This is a genomic window from Dyadobacter soli (assembly GCF_900101885.1).
GTDB lineage: Bacteria > Bacteroidota > Bacteroidia > Cytophagales > Spirosomataceae > Dyadobacter > Dyadobacter soli.
The window spans coordinates 378,346-396,110 of sequence record NZ_FNAN01000002.1 but is presented as its reverse complement, the minus strand read 5'-3'; the positions used below and the strand labels follow the sequence as shown (position 1 = coordinate 396,110).

Genomic DNA, 17,765 nt, shown 5'->3' with positions numbered 1-17,765 from the left:
CCATGGCCATTAAATTAAATAAGGACGAGAGTCTTTTTCGGAATGAATTGATTTTCACAGTTGATGCTAAGGCGGTAAACATTGACAATACCCTTGTTAATCTGTTCATGCTATTAAAGCATAATGGAGTGCGCCCTAAACAGCGGGCCAGGGCAGATATCAATTCTTTTATCAGTATTGATACGTTAAAAAATGTCTTTTCCAAATTAGAGGAAGAAGGATCAATTAAAGGATTCAATGAAAATCCTGATGCTGCGGAATTGTGGATGCGTAGCAATTTGATCAATATGGTTTACAGGGGCAATCTCGATAAAGAGAAAATATCCTCGTTGAGACCCATCCACCTCGAAAGTTACAGGGTGAGAAATGCGGCCAATACCAGGGACTACAATACAGCTGATCAAGTCTATTTAATGCTTAGCGCTAACCCAATCGTACGTGAAGATCTGAAAAATTTTTTAATGGAAGGCTGGGACCAGACTACGAATAAAATAAACTTAGGAGCTCATCTGGATGTAGACAGTTTGGGCTTATTGCACATTATCAAAAATGTAAAGCCCGGATTTCTGGAAAGTAGTTCGACTCTGAATCATATTCAGCCGTTACTCCATGAACAGGCCGAACTCTTTTGTGATGACGTTCGGAGACTTTTAATTTACAAAAGCCTTATTCCAAGAAATGTCCTTATAGACTACCTCAAAACAATTACATCTTTTCACCTCTCCATCTATATTCAAAAGCTGATCCATATATTGCCTCGTATGGTTGAGGAAGGCAATCATACAGTACGAAAGGATTGGAATATTGTTGTCGATGTCACTGATGACTATGAAAGTAAGATTGCACGCCTTTCTGCTGCTGATGCTGAGACATTGAGTAACAGAGTATATGATTACATTAAGGCAACTTTCCAAATAAATGCTGCTCTTAGAAGGCAAAAATTAGACAAAAGCAGTTCGGATAATTTTCGCAAGGCTGTGGAACTGTTGAAGGATAAACCCCAAGATTTCGAAATATATTTCGAAACTCAGTGGGATAATCTCTACAGTGCATTGGATGACGAAGAAAAAGGCCTTATCAGTGATATGGTTAAATACGAAGACACCTACTTTGATCGATATATTGAATTAATTCTGAAAGCCAGAGGAAATTATCAATTTCGCTATCACATGCAGCTTATTGATAACTTGTCTCAGAAAAATGGAGAAAGAGGATTTTTAGCTCAGGGACGTGGTAGAAAGCACCCAAGAAGATATGTCTTGGGAACTAGGTTGTTGGAAACACTTGTGCAAATACTGGTCATTGAATCGGATAGCTCTAGCTTTCAAACCAGAACCTTATCCATTGAAGAACTAATGCAAGGTGTCCGAGATCGATACGGGCTAATCATAAATGGAATATCGGAGGATCGATTCAGTGGTGCAGACCTTAACACACATCTTGCTTTCAAAGAGAATGTTGGGGCATTCAAATTAAAACTTAGACAGATAGGGTTTTACAATGATCTAAGTGATGCTTACAACCTTCAGAGGATTAGACCCCGCTATGAACTAAATGCTAAGTAGTATGCAAATGACGTCTCAGATAAATACGTATTATCAACGAATCATTAACCTGATACTTGATTTGTATCATGATGATCTTAGCAAAGCCATTCCTGGTCATTGCATGAAAATTACTGGATTGGGGCTTAACGAGCTCGAATTTCTTTGGGAGATGATTCGGGAGAAATACAGTAATATCAGCACTTTTATTGTTAGTGATAACTCAGTAGGTAGTGAAAGATTCATTACGGCAACCAAACTCATTGAGCTCCGAAACAAGCAACATGCACCTCTCTTAGTACTTATTCCATCAAATAGTAGAACTTCTGCTGAGGACTCTTATGGCAACGCCACTTTCAAGGAAATATCCTTGGAAGGTATTGAGCAGACATTAAAGGAACAGTTAATAAATGATATTCCCTCGGCGTATTTAATAGTCCTTAAAAACGAAATTCTGGGCTATTTAGATGTTGATCAAGTTAGTACCGCAAATGTAATCGATTATCTTCTCTCACTCGAAGAACAAGGATACTCAAAAGAATCTATAGGCGATAATCTCCACATCCTAAATCTAATTCCGGATTTGGCATTACTTAATAATTACGAAAGGATTAGGGCAAGGCTAAAACTTAATTCTGAAAGTATTGAGTTGCTTGGATCGTTTTATCGACCTCTTTATGACCGAATAGCTGAACTCCCTTTGGAACCAAATTCCCTTCAAAAGGAATTGGTAGATTTTTTAAAAGCCGAGAATGGTAGCAGAAGTGTCTCTGAAATTTGTTACCTCATACACAATAAATACTCTTACTTGAACTTTGCGAACTGGGAAATTCCTGATCTTGATTTGACGAGTATCAAACTTATTTCAGATGAGATCAAATCCTCAGACTTTTCGGTTGAGGAAGGCAGAATGGTGCTTAAAGCTAGGGGGAATTCAACCTCGAAGGTAAGGGTCCGAATCGCCATGAGTCAAAATCCTAAGGATGTTCCCAGTCTTGCTTATTTCAGAGTCACGTTGATGAGCGTAAATGGTGGTTCAGGTGAGGAAATACAAACTCTTAGAAAAGTTAAAAATTCTGCATCTAACAGAGCTTACAGGGATATAACTGTCGACCTAAATCCAAATGTAATGGAGGAAGGTTCCTATTTCTTCAAAGTTTGGGCTGAAGATGAGCATGGCAATATTCTCAATACTAATGATGATTTTAAAGAACCGAGGATTCAGTCGGCTTGGGAGGAGGCAAAGGCCAAAGATGCCAGCCTTTTAAAAAGCTCGTTTGATTATAAGCTGACAAGCGATACAGATGATTTCGACTATGTTTTGGAAGAAAGCTCCGATCGTGAAGAGAATCAACGAAAGGACAAATTAAATAATGTCATGCAGGCGTTCTTTAAATTCCGAATCGATAAACTGAAGTCAGGCATGGTGCCTGAGATTCCAATTCCTTCTGAAACCTCGAATGTCTGGATTTCCGAGTCGGCTAAACATACGTCAACTTTCCATATCAATTACTCTGATAAGCACAATTATCAAGTGAACCTGTCTTCGAAACTTAGGCTCCTTGAAGATATATTCTTGACAAATGCAGATCGTTTCGGGTACGTAAAGGCATCACTTAAAAGTAACTCATTAGCAATTGGTTTTGAAAAGGTCAGTTTTTCTGTTAGTGAAGTGTCCGCTATTGTTCCCAAAGAAATTATCTCGCTTCGGGTAGAAATCTTTAAGAAGATTCGATATTCGAACAAGGCTGGAAATGGGGTACTTGAGACGGCAGATGTTTTCAGCTTCGCTGATTCAATTCGCGCTTATGTTGAAAAGATCAGTGATTGGACGGCGAACCTCTATAAACGAATGTCAGAGGAAGATATTGAGGACGATGAGAAATCCGGCATTCAGGACTTGTTGGTGGAGATACAAATGTTGGATTTAGTGAGGGTTAAAACTAAGCTACCTGATGGTAAACCGGCTGAGGCATTATTGTTTTCTCCTTTACACCCGCTTAGGCTGGCGTGGTGGGTTCAGTTAGTGGATTTATTTAGCGAATGGGAAAAAAATACACATGATCATGAGGGGTATAAAATAGCTTGGTTTAAAGGACTTTCAAACATTTTTGAAGGGCAGTTATCACCTGAAAATAACCCATTAGTTCTGGTAGAGCCAGGCACTTTTAAAGCGTTTCATTATTCTGGTGAACTGGCCTACGGATGGGGTATTTATTTAAATGTACTCGCAGAAGAGTCTAAGGATGGAATGACTTCTGTCTCCCGGCAAATGAAACATTATTTCCGGCAGCTATTTAATATCACCAAAGAGAATTACGTAGAAACAGAAGTAAGCCAGAACTTAGTTGTCAAGCATGTCAGAAACTATCTGGCTCAGCATCCTTATACTGATAAACTAATTATCAATTTATTCAATGCTGGTGACGCAGGCGTATTTGCAGATTCGCTAATTGAATTGGAGAAAGAAAGCAGCTTTCAACGAATAAAATATGAAGTTCGAATCTTTAAAGGAGTTGATAAGATTATCGAGCATGGTGAAGCTTTGAGAACCTTAATAAATCCTGAATCTAACATTTCCGAAGAAGCTGAGGTGTTTTCACAACCCTCTGCAAACAGATTATTTCCTAAAATGAGGTTCTCTATCAATAGCATTTCAGATTATCTCAAATTACCTGGGCAGTTTTCAGCTCATTTAAGTTTTCTAATTAGCCCGTTCCCCATAACAGTTGAGCTAATTAAACCTTATACGCAGGACAGAAACTTTTATTTGAATGGGTTGCTAGTATCTCCAACAATTGCTGTAAATGAGTCAGAGAACGAGATCAAATGGAACCGATATATAGAGAGTAGCCAGACACACGCCGATTACTCGGGCTCAGGAAAGATCGGATTGGATTTATTTAGACATCTACAAACCTTCGTTGCAGGAGCATTAGCTTCGAAATTTACGGATTCAGTTCCATCGACACAGTTGCGTCTTAGTGACAAAGACAAGGTACTTCTCACTCATTTACATGACTTTTCAGATTGGGTTATTACATTTGATAAGAATCTTGGCCCCCAAATATTTGATCAGCCCTCCAAAGATGGTAAGATACCTTTCCTTCTAGATTATGTGCCAGGAGAGGAAGTAACTGGAATTTCGTCCTATTTGACGACAAGACCTACCTCCGAGGTACTGGGTCTTTTGGCGCCACACTTTGAAGAATTCAATATCGATGTTCATGTTCCGAAAGATGAAACTAAGGTCAGAATTCTTCTCGAGGATTTAAGGGCTGTATCTAGCTCTCTAATTCTACAGCTCAACTCTTCAAGGAACAAGGCGTTTGAAGTTATTGGCTCGGCATTTACCAAAAGAGTTTTAGAGAAAAAAGGATTGCTTGAAGAGTCATTCCTTATCCCAATTGATCTTCACCATAATCTTTTTGAGAGCTTGCCTACTGAAAGTAAGAGTCGGGCAGACAATCTCCTTGTGACGATTAACCCTGAGAATAGAGAAATTCAAATCACTATCATTGAGATCAAATGTAGAAAGAGTATTGGTGGTGCCGAAATCGGCGATTTGAAAACAAAAATGCTTGAGCAGATTGATAACACGATGCTGGCAATGAGAATGCATTTTGATCCAGAATATAATCTGTCATTTGATCGATTAGATAGAGAGATTAAGAACAAAGAACTAAAGTCCTTACTAGAGTTTTACATTGGAAGAGCTTACCGATACAAATACCTTGGCGAGAACGCCTACGCAAGCTATCACGCGTTTTTACAAACTCTGAATGCTGGATTTAAACTGTCATTTAAGCAGCTTGGAGTCATTTTCAATTTCTCCGCAAGCAAGAAACATCACAAGGAGTCACTTGACCATGACATTACCTTTTTCACTTTCGGTGGAAATCTAATCGAGCAGCTTTTGGATCCTGACTCTGACTTGAATACGAAAAGGCTTGAAGATCAGGAGCTTGAAGGTGGGTTGCGGGAAGCAATTGGCATCAACAATAAGCTTAGGCCATTTATCCATAAACTGAAATCGAAAGATCAGAACGTTAAAGCCCCAACAGAGCTGGGCGACAAAAAGCCAGATGATGAAGATGGAGAAACTGGACAACCCGTAAACGATTCGCCTGATAATACTCCGGTTAGTCCAGCTAATGTAAAAGATTATCAAGTTGACATAGATGAATCTGAATCTGATGCGAATGACGATCAGTCCAACGTCACACCCCCTGATTATGATATTCTAATTGGCAAAAACTCAGCCAGTGTCCAATACGGTATTTTGGGTGAAAGCCTTCACGGTAAAAAGATCGCTATGGATTTGACTGAAACAAATACGATAAGTCTTTTTGGTGTCCAGGGCGGCGGAAAAAGTTACACCATTGGCACAATATCGGAAATGGTATTGAAACAATTCAAAAATATAAACATGCTCCCTTCTCCATTGGCGGGTGTGATTTTTCATTACAGTGAAAGCATGGATTATGAGCCTGAGTTCGCCACCATGAAGCAGCCAAATGATAAGGACGCGGAACTCCGAAAACTGAAAGAAAAATACGGCGCTAATCCTGATAAAATAGAGGATGTAATTATTCTTACTCCAAAAGATAAAATGGATGAAAGACAGAAAGAATATCCTTCTATTGAGGTGAATCCGATAGCGTTCAACTCTAGAGAATTGAATGTTCAGGATTGGATGTTCTTACTCGGCGCTAGTGGTAATGATTCGACTTACATAAAGCAGCTGAAGGCCATTATGAAGTCGCTAAGAAGGGACTTATCGATAGATGTCATTACCAAAGGTATAGAGGAATCCGAATTATTATCTAACACTCAAAAAGCGTTGGCAAGACAGAAGTTGAGCTTTGCCAGTGAATACATTGATGACAAATTTACTCTACGTGATAAACTAAAACCAGGGAGATTGATCATAGTCGATCTGCGCGATGAGTTCATCGTAAAGGATGAGGCCTTAGGACTTTTTGTAATCATGCTGAACATCTTCTCAGCGGTAAAAGAAGTTGGCGGTGAGCACTTCAATAAATTTATTGTATTTGATGAAGCTCATAAATACATGGATAATAGAGACTTAACAGGAAATATCGTAACCGCAATTAGAGAAATGCGGCACAAGGGAGTGAGTATTATGATAGCAAGTCAAGATCCTCCAAGTTTACCAAATGAGATTATTGAGCTAAGTTCTATTGTTCTGCTCCATAAATTTAACAGTCCACAATGGTTAAAGCACATCCAGAAGTCTGTTACTCAACTTTCTTCTTTATCACCAGCTGATATGAGCTCGCTCGTTCCCGGAGAGGGATTTTTATGGGCGACTAAGGCAACGGATAACGGGATTTCATCGAGACCGTTAAAGATTTCCACACGACCAAGAGTAACAAGACATGGTGGAGCCACCATTCAGGCGATAAGTAAGAAATGAAAGCACTGACAGTTTCTCACAAAGGTAAGCGAGACATAAATCAAGATTTGATCTTCGAATACACAGCAAGTGATGGGTCATATCTTCTAGCTGTCGTTGACGGCATGGGGGGCTATGATCACGGTGAAATAGCAGCTAGTATCGTATGTGAGAACATAGTAACTTATCTATCAACAGTTCAAACAATTGACGATTTTCATCTTCAAAAGGGGATTAATAAGTCGAATCTGGCAATTCGTCAACATAACAACAGAAAAATTGCCACTATGGGAGCCACTGTTGGTGGAGTGGTAATCAAAGGAAATGAATTATCATACTTCTGGATTGGAGATGTAAAAATCTTTCATTTTAGAAACAAAAAATTGCTTTTTGAATCTACGCCTCACACATTGGTGAATGATCTTGTAGAGAATGGTTCCATTATAGAATTATCCCAACTATCGAAGTATCGGCATGTAGTTACACGTTCTATACAAGGTAATCTAAACACCTCCCAGGCAGTATTTTATACTAATACCTTTGATTGCAGTACTGATATACTATTCGTTTGTTCTGATGGTGTACACGACCTATTCGACGGCTTACAACTGGAAAGAATGCTAAATGATGCTGATTCACTGGCTGATCTTAATGTTGAGTTGGAATCAAGGCTTGACAGGGATGCGTCAGACAATTTCACATTCGGTCTTATCTGCTTTGATTAAGATGATGTGTAATAGCCAACACTATATCTGACAGTTGAGTTTTTTTGAGAAATTGCTCAATAAGTGAATTTGAGAAGGGGCCGAGAAATTCTCAGCCCTTTTTTTATTTCCGTCGACCTGGTTATTCCTAGCGAGTTCAATGTTCAAAAGAATAGCTAGACTACCATTCAATCAGCCTTTTGTCTCTATTTATATTATTTGCTTCTAAAAGTTCGGCTTCTTGAAATTTTGCTGCTGACCCTAATTCAAAACGTTCAAATTTGTTTCGATAAACCGTCAATAACTTCATTTTATCATCAAAGTCAAAACCTTGTTTAATTGCTATATTATGTCCTCTTTCGTTAAATGGCACGCTTGGATATAGAATTGCGTCGACGCTTTTGTTTGAACTTAGAGCATAATCACAATAGCTGGATGTTATGATATAAGTTTTGAGATCGTGCTTAGCGGCTTTTCTCATTTTTTCGTGTATGTAGCTAAAAAACATGACCAATGCGACCCTTGAATCTTCATTATCTATTTGCTTGAGTAGATTATCAAATTTGGCTCCATGATTTTTGTCAAATTCAGTAGTTCTTGAATTTTTATCTGGGTTTGGCACTATCAACGCTCTAAGTTGGCTTTCAAGTTGCCATTTGCTTATGGTCACATATAAAAACTTACCTTTTTTTTCTTCAATCCAGTATTGTAGTAATTCGGCATAAGACGTAGATCTATCTTCGGAACAATAAAAGACGGGCTTATTAGGGAGATTACATCTGCCAAAATTTTTCACATGTTCCGGTTTGGGGCATTCAATCTCATGGAAATTTGTATAAAGTTCATCGCTGTCGTGTGTTCTTGTATGAAAAACAATTAAATTGGCAGGTAAATCTAATGCTAAATAGAGAATTTTGCCCATAGTTTGAAAAGCTAATTGTGCTTTTTCTAGTACTGCTGGATCTGCTGGATCCAGCAATTCAAGGCTTTCAATGCAATTTTTTACTTGTTGAACTGTGACCATATGCAAGGAGATAAAAACAAATTTAAAATTAGAGATATATAGTTAATATTTTATAATTAATCAAAAAAGGAAACTATTGGATTATATTATATCTCGCAATTAGTATCCATTTAATGAGCAAGGGTAGATTATTAAATTGTCAGGAGATTCTGGTTAAACATATTACCTTAGGTGTTGTCTTTACATTGCTGTTTACTGGATTTTCATCAAGTCAAAGTCAGTTTACTGATTCCGATTCAGCACACTAATTATCAACTTCTTAACTGTATCCATCTCTTCCGGCTTACTAGCAGCGGCAAAGAGCGTTAAGCTGGCAAGCGCCTCATTACTAATGAGCAGATCTCCGTATTTCGACTTTAACAATCCATTCACTTCCAGGAAAAGCAAAAAACAGGCGGCAGCAATACGCTTATTGCCATCCACAAACGAGTGATTTTTGATGATCAGATAGAGTAGGGTGGCTGCCTTTTCCTCTATCGAAGGATAAAAATCAATATCGCCAAAGCCTTTGCTTATCTGGGCAACCGATCCTTTGAAACTATCATCTTTTTCTTTGCCGAAAACTGACGATTCGAAATCACCCCTCATGGCTTCAATAATATTTTGGTAGTCTGGCAGTTCCGGATATGTTGCAGGATGCGTGTTTCTACCTTTCTGATCAAGATTTTCATGATCGTAGTCGTCTAGTAGTTCAAGACCTTTTGCAAACTGATCAAGCCATGTGATATCAGGATCTCCGGTCTTCGTTTCGATGGCTCTGCTTAGAATACGGATTCCGTCTTTCAGTGTTTGAACCTGCTGTTGCTTCTGGAGCAGCCGCTTCTCGTTTAAGGCGTAACCCTGTATCAGATAATCCTTCAAGCGTTGCGTTGCCCATTGACGAAATTGAGTACCGCGTTTTGAGTTCACTCGGTAGCCTACCGAAATGACGGCGTCTAAATTATAGAATTTGATCGTTCTTTTGACTTGGCGCTTACCCTCCTGCTGAACTACCGAGAAATCCTCGGTAGTTGAGGCTGCTACCAGCTCTTCTTCGCTAAATATATTTTTTAAGTGCAATCCGATTGTATCGCTGTCCTTTTCAAATAAGTCGGACATTTGCTTTTGGCTAAGCCAGACGGTGTCCTGATCAAACTTTACTTCGATTTGAGTTTGGCCGTCACTGCTCTTGTGAATTTCTATCTGATTTTGCATGGTAAAATTTGCTCGCTTCGAAATTAACCAAAAGCTGATAAATGGAAGGTTAAAATAAAATCAAGTATTTTCGGGGTGGAGAAGGCGATAACGAATTTTTTATGACGCTGTTTGTTACCGATTTCGGTAAATGATCGACACAAATATGGGATGGTAATTTTCACATCAATTTTTCCCATTTTATCGTGATTTGTACCTATTTTGTACCTGGATGCATTTAACTAATTGTTATTCAGTTGGTAATAAATAATGTATCGGCAAATAACAACCAACTCCATACTCACCCCCGCATCGAATCACACCCCCAGCGGTTCATCCCATCGGCAGCAAACAGAATGGAGCGGTCGATGATTAGTACTATATTCAGCGAACCAGTAGTGTGGATCGTTAATCTCCGTGTATTTAAAAGTATCGTGCTGGTAATGCCCCACAAAGCGCCGTTTCAATAAAACAAAGACAGAACCGGTGTCCGGCCAGTCCATTGCCACTTCGAGGATCTTGTTCCCGCATTGAAGTTCATTCTGTAAAAGCACGCTCAGCGCTTCGTCTAGCAGCGAAGCATAATCGACTATTTTGTGAACGGAGTCTTCCGGGAAGGGAGGGCCTTCGATCAAGTACTCTCTGGTAATTTTTAACGGCGTGTCCTGGCGATTTCCCTGGGGGCTGTTTGGTGGGTGCTTTTCCAGTAAGTGGGACAGTTGCTTGATGGCCTCAGCTTTTTCGTTCTCCTGATGAGGCTATGCTACTCATAAATAGATGCTCCCTTGAAAATGTGGGCGAAGACCTGCCAGTTGGCCAGATCTGCATTAACGCCCTTTGATGTATTGTGATTGTAGCCCTTAATATAGGCTATTGCTGCCGGTTTTTCAGAGATTTTGCTAGATTTAGACCCATCAGCCATGCCACACACAGTAGTTCTCGCCGATCAATGATTTTTAATCACATCCATTGATAATCAAACAGCTACACCCCAATGCGCCGACGAATTTTCCTCAAAACAACCACCATTCCGGTCCTGGCATCGTGCCTGCCGCTCCGGACAGGCTGGCCTTTCGCGTCTGAAACGAAAGCGAAACCGCTCCACTATGGCAACAAGCAAATCATCGACGAGCTCACGAAACTGATTCCCCAGCTCATGCAGGAGTCGGTGGTGCCGGGCACGTCCATCGCGCTTGTTGGCGATGGGAAGGTATTCTGGCAGCAGGGTTTTGGGGTGAAAAATGTGGAGAACAAAGAGCGGGTCGGGACGGACACGGTGTTTGAAGCGGCTTCGGTGAGTAAGACGGTGTTTGCCTATTTCGTGTTGAAGCTTTGTGAAAACAAGGTGATCGGCCTGGATACGCCGCTGAGCAAATATGTACCGATGTCTTTCTTGGGGAATGATCCGCAGCTGGACCTGATTACGCCGCGCCACGTGCTTTCGCACACTACGGGCTTCCAGAATATCCGCTCTACCGATAGTCCTTTAAAGGTACATTTCAAACCAGGGTCGCAATTTGATTACTCCGGGGAAGGATACTGGTGCCTGCAATCGGTCATCGCTCGTGTACACGGGCGGGAGAATGCAGGCGAATGCGGGCAGTACGAGGCGGATTTGAAGGTTTGCGCGACGGATTTCGATGCTGCTTTGAAACAAAATGTGCTGGCGCCGTTCGGAATGAAATCCAGCGGTTATGTCTGGCGAAATGAATTTGCAAAGCAGGCGGCAAGCCCGCATGATGTGGCAGGCAAACCGCATGCGAAAAAGAGACCGACTGCAACAGATATTGCCCGTTACGGCGCAATGGGTGAGCTTCATACGACTTGCACCGATTACGCAAAATTCCTGATCGAAGTGCTGGACCCCAGGCCAGCGAATTCGTTTAGGTTAACAAAGAAAATGCACCAGGAAATGCTGCGGCCGCAGGTAAAACTGAAAGAGGAGGGAAAGATCGATGGGGCCGACGCATGGGCGCTGGGCTGGGCGGTACAGCAGCGCAAAACGGGCGATGTGATCTTGCATTCGGGTGGTCAGGATGGTTTCCGGTCGCTTACTATGGGGTCGGTGGCGCGAAAGTCGGGGTTTGTGATGTTTACCAATAGTGATAATGGCGGTAAAGTGCTCTTTCACCCGAAGTTGGCGACGGTGCTGAACACCCTGCTGATTTCCTGATTACTTCCTGCCGATTTCCTCCGCCAGCCCAACCAGAATCCCTTCCGGGCCACGCATATAGCAGAGCCGGTAGGAGTGCTCGTACTGTACCACTTCGCCCACCAGCTGGGCGCCGTGTTTCAGGAGCCTTGCAACCATTTCATCAATATCTTCAACAGCGAACATCGCCCGCAGATAGCCGAGCGCATTGACGGGCGCCGTCCGGTGATCGGATTCGATGGGAGGGTGGATGAATCTCGATAGTTCCAGCCGGCTGTGACCGTCGGGGGTAACCATCATGGCAACTTCCACATGCTGATTGCCCAGTCCGGTCACGCGGCCGGCCCATTCTCCTTCGATGTTGCCCCGCCCTTCGAGCGTGAGTCCCAGTTCTGTAAAAAATGCAACGGCGGTGTCGAGGGATTCCACGACGATGCCTATGTTGTCCATTCGTAGCAGGCGGTTTTTGGCCATAGTTTTTGGGTGTGTTAGTTGAAAAAATCCTTGTTCCCGAAAAAATATAAAAAAATGGCCGAATAGTAGCTTTTTATCGGATTGATCGATACATTTATGTAACCAAAATTTATCGCTGAATCTATGTAGAGGAAGGACCTAATTATGGGGAAAGTCAGAAATATTCTCGAAACAAAGAAAACAGGACCAGTGTCTATTCGGCCGGACAACACTGTTTTCGAAGCTCTGGAACTGATGGCTGAAAAAAACATCGGCGCGCTGCTGGTAATGGAAACGCAGCACGTCGTTGGAATCTTCACAGAAAGGGATTACGCACGTAAAGTTATCCTGAGAGGTAAGGCCTCTAAAGATTTGTTGGTGGGGGAAATTATGACAAGCAATCCCCTGACGGTATCTTCGGATACATCTATTGAAGACTGTATGGCTTGCATGACGGACAAATTTATCAGGCATCTCCCTGTTATCGACGACGAACAACTCACAGGTATCATTTCCATTGGAGACGTAGTCAAGTACATCATCGAGGATCAGGAATACGTAATAGATAACCTGAAACATTACATTACCGGCATCTAAGCATTTCTTCACTTCCATCATCTTACCCATTTCATCACGCCAATCTGAGAGAATACAGTTTTGTTGCTGTTCCCGTTTTCTAAATTGGATTGCTTATGGATCGTTTAAATGCGTCTGGCACGCCAGGATGGCCTTTTTGGCTATACACTTTACTGGTTTTTGCATTACTGACATTGATTATTTCGCTTTCATACTTTCTCGGACAACGTCACCGCACAGCGGCATCCGACCAACCCTACGAATCGGGGATACTCGAAACGGGCTCGGCGAGGCTGCGGTTTTCCGCTCAGTTCTATCTGATCGCGATGATGTTTGTCATTTTCGACATCGAGGTGGTATTTATCGTGCTGTGGGCGCTGGCTTTCCGTGAACTCGGATGGCCAGGGTACCTCGGCATTTGCGTTTTTATAGGGTTACTGTTCGCCGTGCTGATCTACGAATGGAGCATCGGCGCGCTGAACTTCGGGCCCGACGGAAAGAAAATCCTCAAAGCTTACCGCAAAATGCCCAAAGGGCAAGCGTACCATGAACTGGTGGCTAAGTAAACCTTCCGATCCCACGGCAGCAATGCAGGGAACAGGATCATTCGAAGAGGCTGTGGGGCAGAGCGTTATGCTCACCACGGTCCAGGATCTGATTGCCTGGGGGCGCCGGAATTCCATGTGGCCCTTCCATTTCGGGCTCTCGTGCTGTTTCGTGGAAATGGCGACAAGCATTACGAGCAAATATGATGTAGCAAGATTTGGCGCCGAGGTGATCCGCGGAACGCCCCGCGAGGCGGACGTGATGGTGATCGCTGGCACTGTTTTCGTGAAAATGGCGCCGATCATCAAAAGGCTCCACGAGCAGATGATGGAGCCCAAATGGGTGATTTCCATGGGTTCGTGTGCCAATTCGGGAGGGATGTACGATATCTACAGTGTGGTGCAGGGTGTAGATAAATTCCTGCCCGTGGATGTGTATGTACCGGGCTGCCCGCCGCGGCCGGACGCGTTTATGCAAGGGCTCATGCTCCTCTCCGAATCGGTAGGGAAGGAGCATCGGCCGCTGAGCTGGGCCATTGGTCCCCAGGGCGTTATCAGGCCCGAACAGCCTGTAATGCGGATGGAAAAGAGAGAGGAGAGGAAGAAGATCGTCGATTTTCGTACGCCTGACACTGTCTGACATGGAAGCAATAGATTCCGGTCTCCAAGAGGAGCTGTGGGCCGCATTGGGCGACACAGCTTTTAAAATACAAATTACCACAGACGGAGTAACCACACTGCTCGCCAAAAAAGAGCAGGTGGTGGCATTGCTCGCGCACCTGAAAACGAAGGTGCCGCGGCCGTTCAACATGCTCTTCGACCTGAGCGCCATTGACGAACGCAGCAGGGCAAAAGCTGCACTGAACGGGTCGCTGCCACCGGATTTTACGGTGGTGTACCATTTGCTGTCGTTCGGCCGCAACCGGTTTATCCGCATTAAAGTAGCGTTGCATGGCGAGTATCCGACCATGCCGTCCATTTGTTCGCTTTGGGAAAATGCGAACTGGTATGAAAGGGAGGTCTTCGATATGTTCGGAATCCGGTTTGAAGGGCATCCGCACCTGCGACGTATATTAATGCCGTTAACTTGGAGCGGCCACCCGCTCAGAAAAGAACACCCGGCCCGCGCGACCGAAATGGGGCCGTTCCGGCTCTGGGATGAAAAGCAGGAACGGGAACAGGAAGCATTGCAGTTCAACCCGGAAGAATGGGGCCTGAAAAGGCACAGCGAGGATGCGGACTTTATGTTTCTCAACCTCGGCCCGCAGCACCCCGGCACGCACGGCGTGTTACGCATCATTTTGCAGCTCGACGGCGAAGATATCGTCGATGCGGTGCCCGATATAGGTTTTCACCATCGCGGTGCCGAGAAAATGGGTGAGCGGCAATCTTGGCACACCTACATTCCCTACACCGACCGGGTGGATTACCTGGGCGGCGTGATGAACAACCTCGCTTACCTGCTCGCGGTCGAGAAGCTTGCGGGCATACAGGTACCCGCACGCGTCGAGGTGATACGCGTGATGCTGTGCGAGCTTTTCCGCATTGCGAGCCATTTGGTGTGGTACGGAACGTTCGCGCAGGATCTGGGGCAGCTCTCGCCGGTATTCTATATGTTCACCGACCGCGAAAAGATATTTGATATCATTGAAGCCGTTTGCGGTGCCCGAATGCACCCCAACTGGTTCCGTATCGGCGGCGTGGCGCAGGATCTGCCTGCCGGCTGGGATAAGCTGGTACGTGATTTTGTCAATTATTTTCCCAAAAGGCTCCGCGAATACGACCAGATGGTGATCCGCAACAGCATATTTCAGGCACGCACCGTAGGAATCGGCATATACACACTCGAAGAAGCGATTGAATGGGGCGTAACCGGCCCGGGTTTGCGGGCATGCGGTTTTGAATGGGATTTCAGGAAAAAACAGCCCTATTCAGGTTACGAAAACTTTGATTTTGACATTCCTATTGCACAAAACGGCGACTGTTTCGACCGCGCATTAGTCCGCGTGGAAGAAATGCGCCAGAGCCTGCGAATCGTCGAACAATGCCTGGAAAATATGCCGGAAGGGCCGTACAAATCGGACCATCCGCTGGCGACGCCACCCATTAAGAAGAATACGATGCAGGACATCGAGACGCTCATTACACATTTCCTCAATGTCAGTTGGGGGCCGGTGATTCCTGCCGGGGAGGCAATGAGCTGCATCGAGGCAACCAAAGGCGCGAACAGCTATTACCTGACCAGCGACGGGAACACGTCGGCATACCGCGTCAGGATACGGACCCCGTCGTTTCCGCACATGCAAATGCTTCCGTATATCAGTAAGGGTTACACGGTGGCCGACCTGCTGTCCATTCTCGGCAGTATCGATTATGTTTTGGCTGATATAGACCGGTAAATCAACAAAAAAGCTTTGTCATGATCGCCCAGGATACACTCACAACGGAAGAAATGGCGGAGATTGACCATGAGATCGCGCTGGTGCCTGTGCGCCGGGCGGCGGCTATCGAAGCGCTCAAAATCGTGCAGCAGCACCGCGGATGGATCTCCGACGACAGCCTGCAAGCCATTGCAGATTACCTCGAAATATCCCCGGAAGAACTCGATAGCGTCGCTACTTTTTATAACCTCGTTTTCAGACGACCGGTCGGCAGGAACATCATTCTCCTGTGCGACAGCATTAGTTGTTATGTAATGGGTTATGAAAAAATATACGTGCAGCTCCGCGAGCGGCTGGGCATCGGCTTTGGCCAGACTACCGCCGACGGCCGTTTCACGCTCCTGCCCAACGCCTGCCTGGGTACGTGCGACCACGCGCCCGCGCTGATGATCAACAACGAGCTGTTCCGGAATGTGACCGAACATGACCTGGAAGAAATATTGGACAGATACCACTGACGACATGGAAAGGCCCCTTACCGAGCATATCAGCTTCGACCGCCCCTGCTACAACCTCCGCGATTATGAAATGAACGGCGGCTACCAGGCATTGCGGAAGGCGCTCACGCTTTCGCCCGAAAACATCACGAACATCGTGCAGGCGTCGGACCTGAAAGGCAGGGGAGGAGCGGGCTTCAACACGGGTATGAAATGGAGTTTCGTGCCGATGAATGGCGATTACCCGGTGAAATACCTGATCGCGAATGCCGATGAAATGGAGCCGGGAACATTCAAAGACCGGATGCTGATGGAGGGCAACCCGCATCAGCTGATCGAGGGCATGATTATCTCGGCGTTCGCGATTCAGGCTAACATTTCGTATATATTCCTGCGTTGGGCCTACAAAAAGGCAGGCAGGCTACTCAAACATGCCATGGATGAGGCATATGCGGCCGGGTACTTGGGCAAAAACATTCTAGGAACAGGTTATAATCTCGAAATGTACCTGCATACCGGCGTCGGGCGGTATATCTGCGGGGAGGAAACCGCGTTGCTCAATGCGTTGGAGGGAAAAAGGGCTACTCCAAGGGCCAAACCACCTTTCCCGCAGGTAAGCGGGCTGTTCGGCAAGCCTACGATCGTCAACAATGTCGAAACGCTTTGCAATATCCCCCACATCATCAACAATGGCCCCGAATGGTTCAAAAGCCTCGGCAAAGGGAACGATGCGGGGACGAAGATTTACGGCGTCAGCGGAAGGGTCAAAAAGCCGGGCCTCTGGGAGCTGCCGATGGGCGTTTCCATGCGCGAGCTGATCGAGGATTGCGCAGGCGGAATGGCTAATGGGTACGGTTTCAGGGGCGCATTGCCCGGCGGCGCTTCTACCGACTTCCTGGTGAAGGAGCATCTGGATATCAGCCTCGACTTCAAATCCGTGGCCGTAGCCGGCAGCAGGCTCGGTACCGGCACGATGATCATTCTCGACGACCACACTTGCCCGGTTGGGTTTGTCCACAACCTCGAACATTTCTTCGCGCAGGAGTCGTGCGGATGGTGCACGCCCTGCCGTGAAGGATTGCCGTGGACGGAGAAAATATTGCTTTCCATCGAGCGCGGCGAAGGCAAGCCGGAAGATCTGAACCTGCTGGAAACACATACCCGCTTCCTGGGCCCGGGCAACACGTTCTGCGCACTCGCGCCGGGTGCGATGGAGCCGCTGCAAAGCGCGCTGAAATATTTCAGAGAAGATTTTGAAAGACATATCGATCAAAAAAAATGCCCCTGGCGGTAAATT

The 17,765-nt window shown here is 44.8% G+C and carries 15 protein-coding genes; 10 read left to right on the top strand and 5 right to left on the bottom strand.

Annotation, left to right across the window (positions count from 1 at the left end; translation table 11 throughout):
* Nucleotides 1–2: 2 nt before the first annotated feature.
* From mads7 to BLQ88_RS03945, 3 genes are read left to right on the top strand one after another with little or no spacing between them, the layout of a single operon-like run.
* The gene (mads7, locus tag BLQ88_RS03955) at nt 3–1,565 is read left to right on the top strand and encodes a methylation-associated defense system protein MAD7 (RefSeq protein WP_090146924.1); all 1,563 of its coding nucleotides are present in this window, start codon (nt 3–5) and stop codon (nt 1,563–1,565) included.
* Between the two features lies 1 nt (nt 1,566).
* A complete protein-coding gene (gene mads8, locus BLQ88_RS03950; protein WP_218132886.1) occupies nt 1,567–6,984 on the top strand; it encodes a methylation-associated defense system ATP-binding protein MAD8 in 5,418 nt (1,805 codons plus the stop codon).
* The gene (locus tag BLQ88_RS03945) at nt 6,981–7,688 is read left to right on the top strand and encodes a PP2C family protein-serine/threonine phosphatase (protein ID WP_090146921.1); all 708 of its coding nucleotides are present in this window, start codon (nt 6,981–6,983) and stop codon (nt 7,686–7,688) included. The genes mads8 and BLQ88_RS03945 overlap by 4 nt, the downstream gene beginning before the upstream one ends.
* A gap of 160 nt (nt 7,689–7,848) precedes the next feature.
* On the opposite strand, the gene BLQ88_RS03940 is transcribed toward BLQ88_RS03945, so the two are convergent.
* The 4 genes from BLQ88_RS03940 to BLQ88_RS37710 form a co-directional block, all read right to left on the bottom strand.
* Nucleotides 7,849–8,691, bottom strand: coding sequence for an RES domain-containing protein (locus BLQ88_RS03940; protein ID WP_090146919.1), 843 nt, complete (start codon nt 8,689–8,691; stop codon nt 7,849–7,851).
* A gap of 222 nt (nt 8,692–8,913) precedes the next feature.
* Entirely contained in the window at nt 8,914–9,885 is a 972-nt protein-coding gene (locus BLQ88_RS03935; RefSeq protein ID WP_090146917.1) for a virulence RhuM family protein/type II toxin-antitoxin system death-on-curing family toxin, read from the bottom strand.
* 296 nt (nt 9,886–10,181) lie between these two features.
* Nucleotides 10,182–10,499, bottom strand: coding sequence for a hypothetical protein (locus tag BLQ88_RS36355; protein ID WP_143016791.1), 318 nt, complete (start codon nt 10,497–10,499; stop codon nt 10,182–10,184).
* Between the two features lie 128 nt (nt 10,500–10,627).
* Complete coding sequence (locus BLQ88_RS37710) at nt 10,628–10,786, bottom strand: DUF7660 family protein (protein WP_510185987.1); 159 nt, start codon at nt 10,784–10,786, stop codon at nt 10,628–10,630.
* A gap of 72 nt (nt 10,787–10,858) precedes the next feature.
* Between BLQ88_RS37710 and BLQ88_RS03930 the strand changes: the two genes are divergently transcribed.
* On the top strand, nt 10,859–12,037 hold the full coding sequence (locus tag BLQ88_RS03930) for a serine hydrolase domain-containing protein (RefSeq protein WP_090146915.1): 1,179 nt from the start codon (nt 10,859–10,861) through the stop codon (nt 12,035–12,037).
* Here BLQ88_RS03930 and BLQ88_RS03925 read toward each other — a convergent pair whose 3' ends face one another.
* Nucleotides 12,038–12,490, bottom strand: coding sequence for a VOC family protein (locus tag BLQ88_RS03925; protein WP_090146913.1), 453 nt, complete (start codon nt 12,488–12,490; stop codon nt 12,038–12,040).
* A gap of 144 nt (nt 12,491–12,634) precedes the next feature.
* On the opposite strand from BLQ88_RS03925, the gene BLQ88_RS03920 reads away from it, so the two are divergent.
* The 6 genes from BLQ88_RS03920 to nuoF all read left to right on the top strand — a co-directional run bounded on the left by BLQ88_RS03920 (nt 12,635) and on the right by nuoF (nt 17,762).
* Nucleotides 12,635–13,066 (top strand): CBS domain-containing protein, encoded by a 432-nt coding sequence (locus BLQ88_RS03920; RefSeq protein ID WP_090146912.1) that lies wholly within the window; start codon nt 12,635–12,637, stop codon nt 13,064–13,066.
* Nucleotides 13,067–13,161: 95 nt separating this feature from the next.
* The gene (locus BLQ88_RS03915; protein WP_090146910.1) at nt 13,162–13,611 is read left to right on the top strand and encodes an NADH-quinone oxidoreductase subunit A; all 450 of its coding nucleotides are present in this window, start codon (nt 13,162–13,164) and stop codon (nt 13,609–13,611) included.
* Entirely contained in the window at nt 13,592–14,230 is a 639-nt protein-coding gene (gene nuoB, locus BLQ88_RS03910) for an NADH-quinone oxidoreductase subunit NuoB (protein ID WP_090146908.1), read from the top strand. The genes BLQ88_RS03915 and nuoB overlap by 20 nt, the downstream gene beginning before the upstream one ends.
* A 1-nt stretch (nt 14,231) precedes the next feature.
* The gene (gene nuoC / locus BLQ88_RS03905; RefSeq protein WP_090146906.1) at nt 14,232–15,989 is read left to right on the top strand and encodes an NADH-quinone oxidoreductase subunit C/D; all 1,758 of its coding nucleotides are present in this window, start codon (nt 14,232–14,234) and stop codon (nt 15,987–15,989) included.
* Between the two features lie 20 nt (nt 15,990–16,009).
* Nucleotides 16,010–16,489: an NADH-quinone oxidoreductase subunit NuoE gene (gene nuoE, locus BLQ88_RS03900; protein ID WP_090146905.1), complete on the top strand. Its 480-nt coding sequence runs from the start codon at nt 16,010–16,012 to the stop codon at nt 16,487–16,489.
* Between the two features lie 4 nt (nt 16,490–16,493).
* The gene (nuoF, locus tag BLQ88_RS03895; RefSeq protein WP_090146903.1) at nt 16,494–17,762 is read left to right on the top strand and encodes an NADH-quinone oxidoreductase subunit NuoF; all 1,269 of its coding nucleotides are present in this window, start codon (nt 16,494–16,496) and stop codon (nt 17,760–17,762) included.
* The last annotated feature ends 3 nt before the right edge of the window (nt 17,763–17,765 follow it).

Bases quoted from the DNA above. Each gene is read 5' to 3' on its own strand.
- BLQ88_RS03920 (WP_090146912.1), top strand. From the start codon at position 12,635: ATGGGGAAAGTCAGAAATATTCTCGAAACAAAGAAAACAGGACCAGTG.
- nuoF (WP_090146903.1), top strand. From the start codon at position 16,494: ATGGAAAGGCCCCTTACCGAGCATATCAGCTTCGACCGCCCCTGCTAC.
- BLQ88_RS03935 (WP_090146917.1), bottom strand. From the start codon at position 9,885: ATGCAAAATCAGATAGAAATTCACAAGAGCAGTGACGGCCAAACTCAA.
- nuoB (WP_090146908.1), top strand. From the start codon at position 13,592: ATGAACTGGTGGCTAAGTAAACCTTCCGATCCCACGGCAGCAATGCAG.
- nuoE (WP_090146905.1), top strand. From the start codon at position 16,010: ATGATCGCCCAGGATACACTCACAACGGAAGAAATGGCGGAGATTGAC.
- mads7 (WP_090146924.1), top strand. From the start codon at position 3: ATGGCCATTAAATTAAATAAGGACGAGAGTCTTTTTCGGAATGAATTG.
- BLQ88_RS03945 (WP_090146921.1), top strand. From the start codon at position 6,981: ATGAAAGCACTGACAGTTTCTCACAAAGGTAAGCGAGACATAAATCAA.
- mads8 (WP_218132886.1), top strand. From the start codon at position 1,567: ATGCAAATGACGTCTCAGATAAATACGTATTATCAACGAATCATTAAC.
- BLQ88_RS03925 (WP_090146913.1), bottom strand. From the start codon at position 12,490: ATGGCCAAAAACCGCCTGCTACGAATGGACAACATAGGCATCGTCGTG.
- BLQ88_RS03940 (WP_090146919.1), bottom strand. From the start codon at position 8,691: ATGGTCACAGTTCAACAAGTAAAAAATTGCATTGAAAGCCTTGAATTG.
- BLQ88_RS37710 (WP_510185987.1), bottom strand. From the start codon at position 10,786: ATGGCTGATGGGTCTAAATCTAGCAAAATCTCTGAAAAACCGGCAGCA.
- BLQ88_RS03915 (WP_090146910.1), top strand. From the start codon at position 13,162: ATGGATCGTTTAAATGCGTCTGGCACGCCAGGATGGCCTTTTTGGCTA.
- nuoC (WP_090146906.1), top strand. From the start codon at position 14,232: ATGGAAGCAATAGATTCCGGTCTCCAAGAGGAGCTGTGGGCCGCATTG.
- BLQ88_RS03930 (WP_090146915.1), top strand. From the start codon at position 10,859: ATGCGCCGACGAATTTTCCTCAAAACAACCACCATTCCGGTCCTGGCA.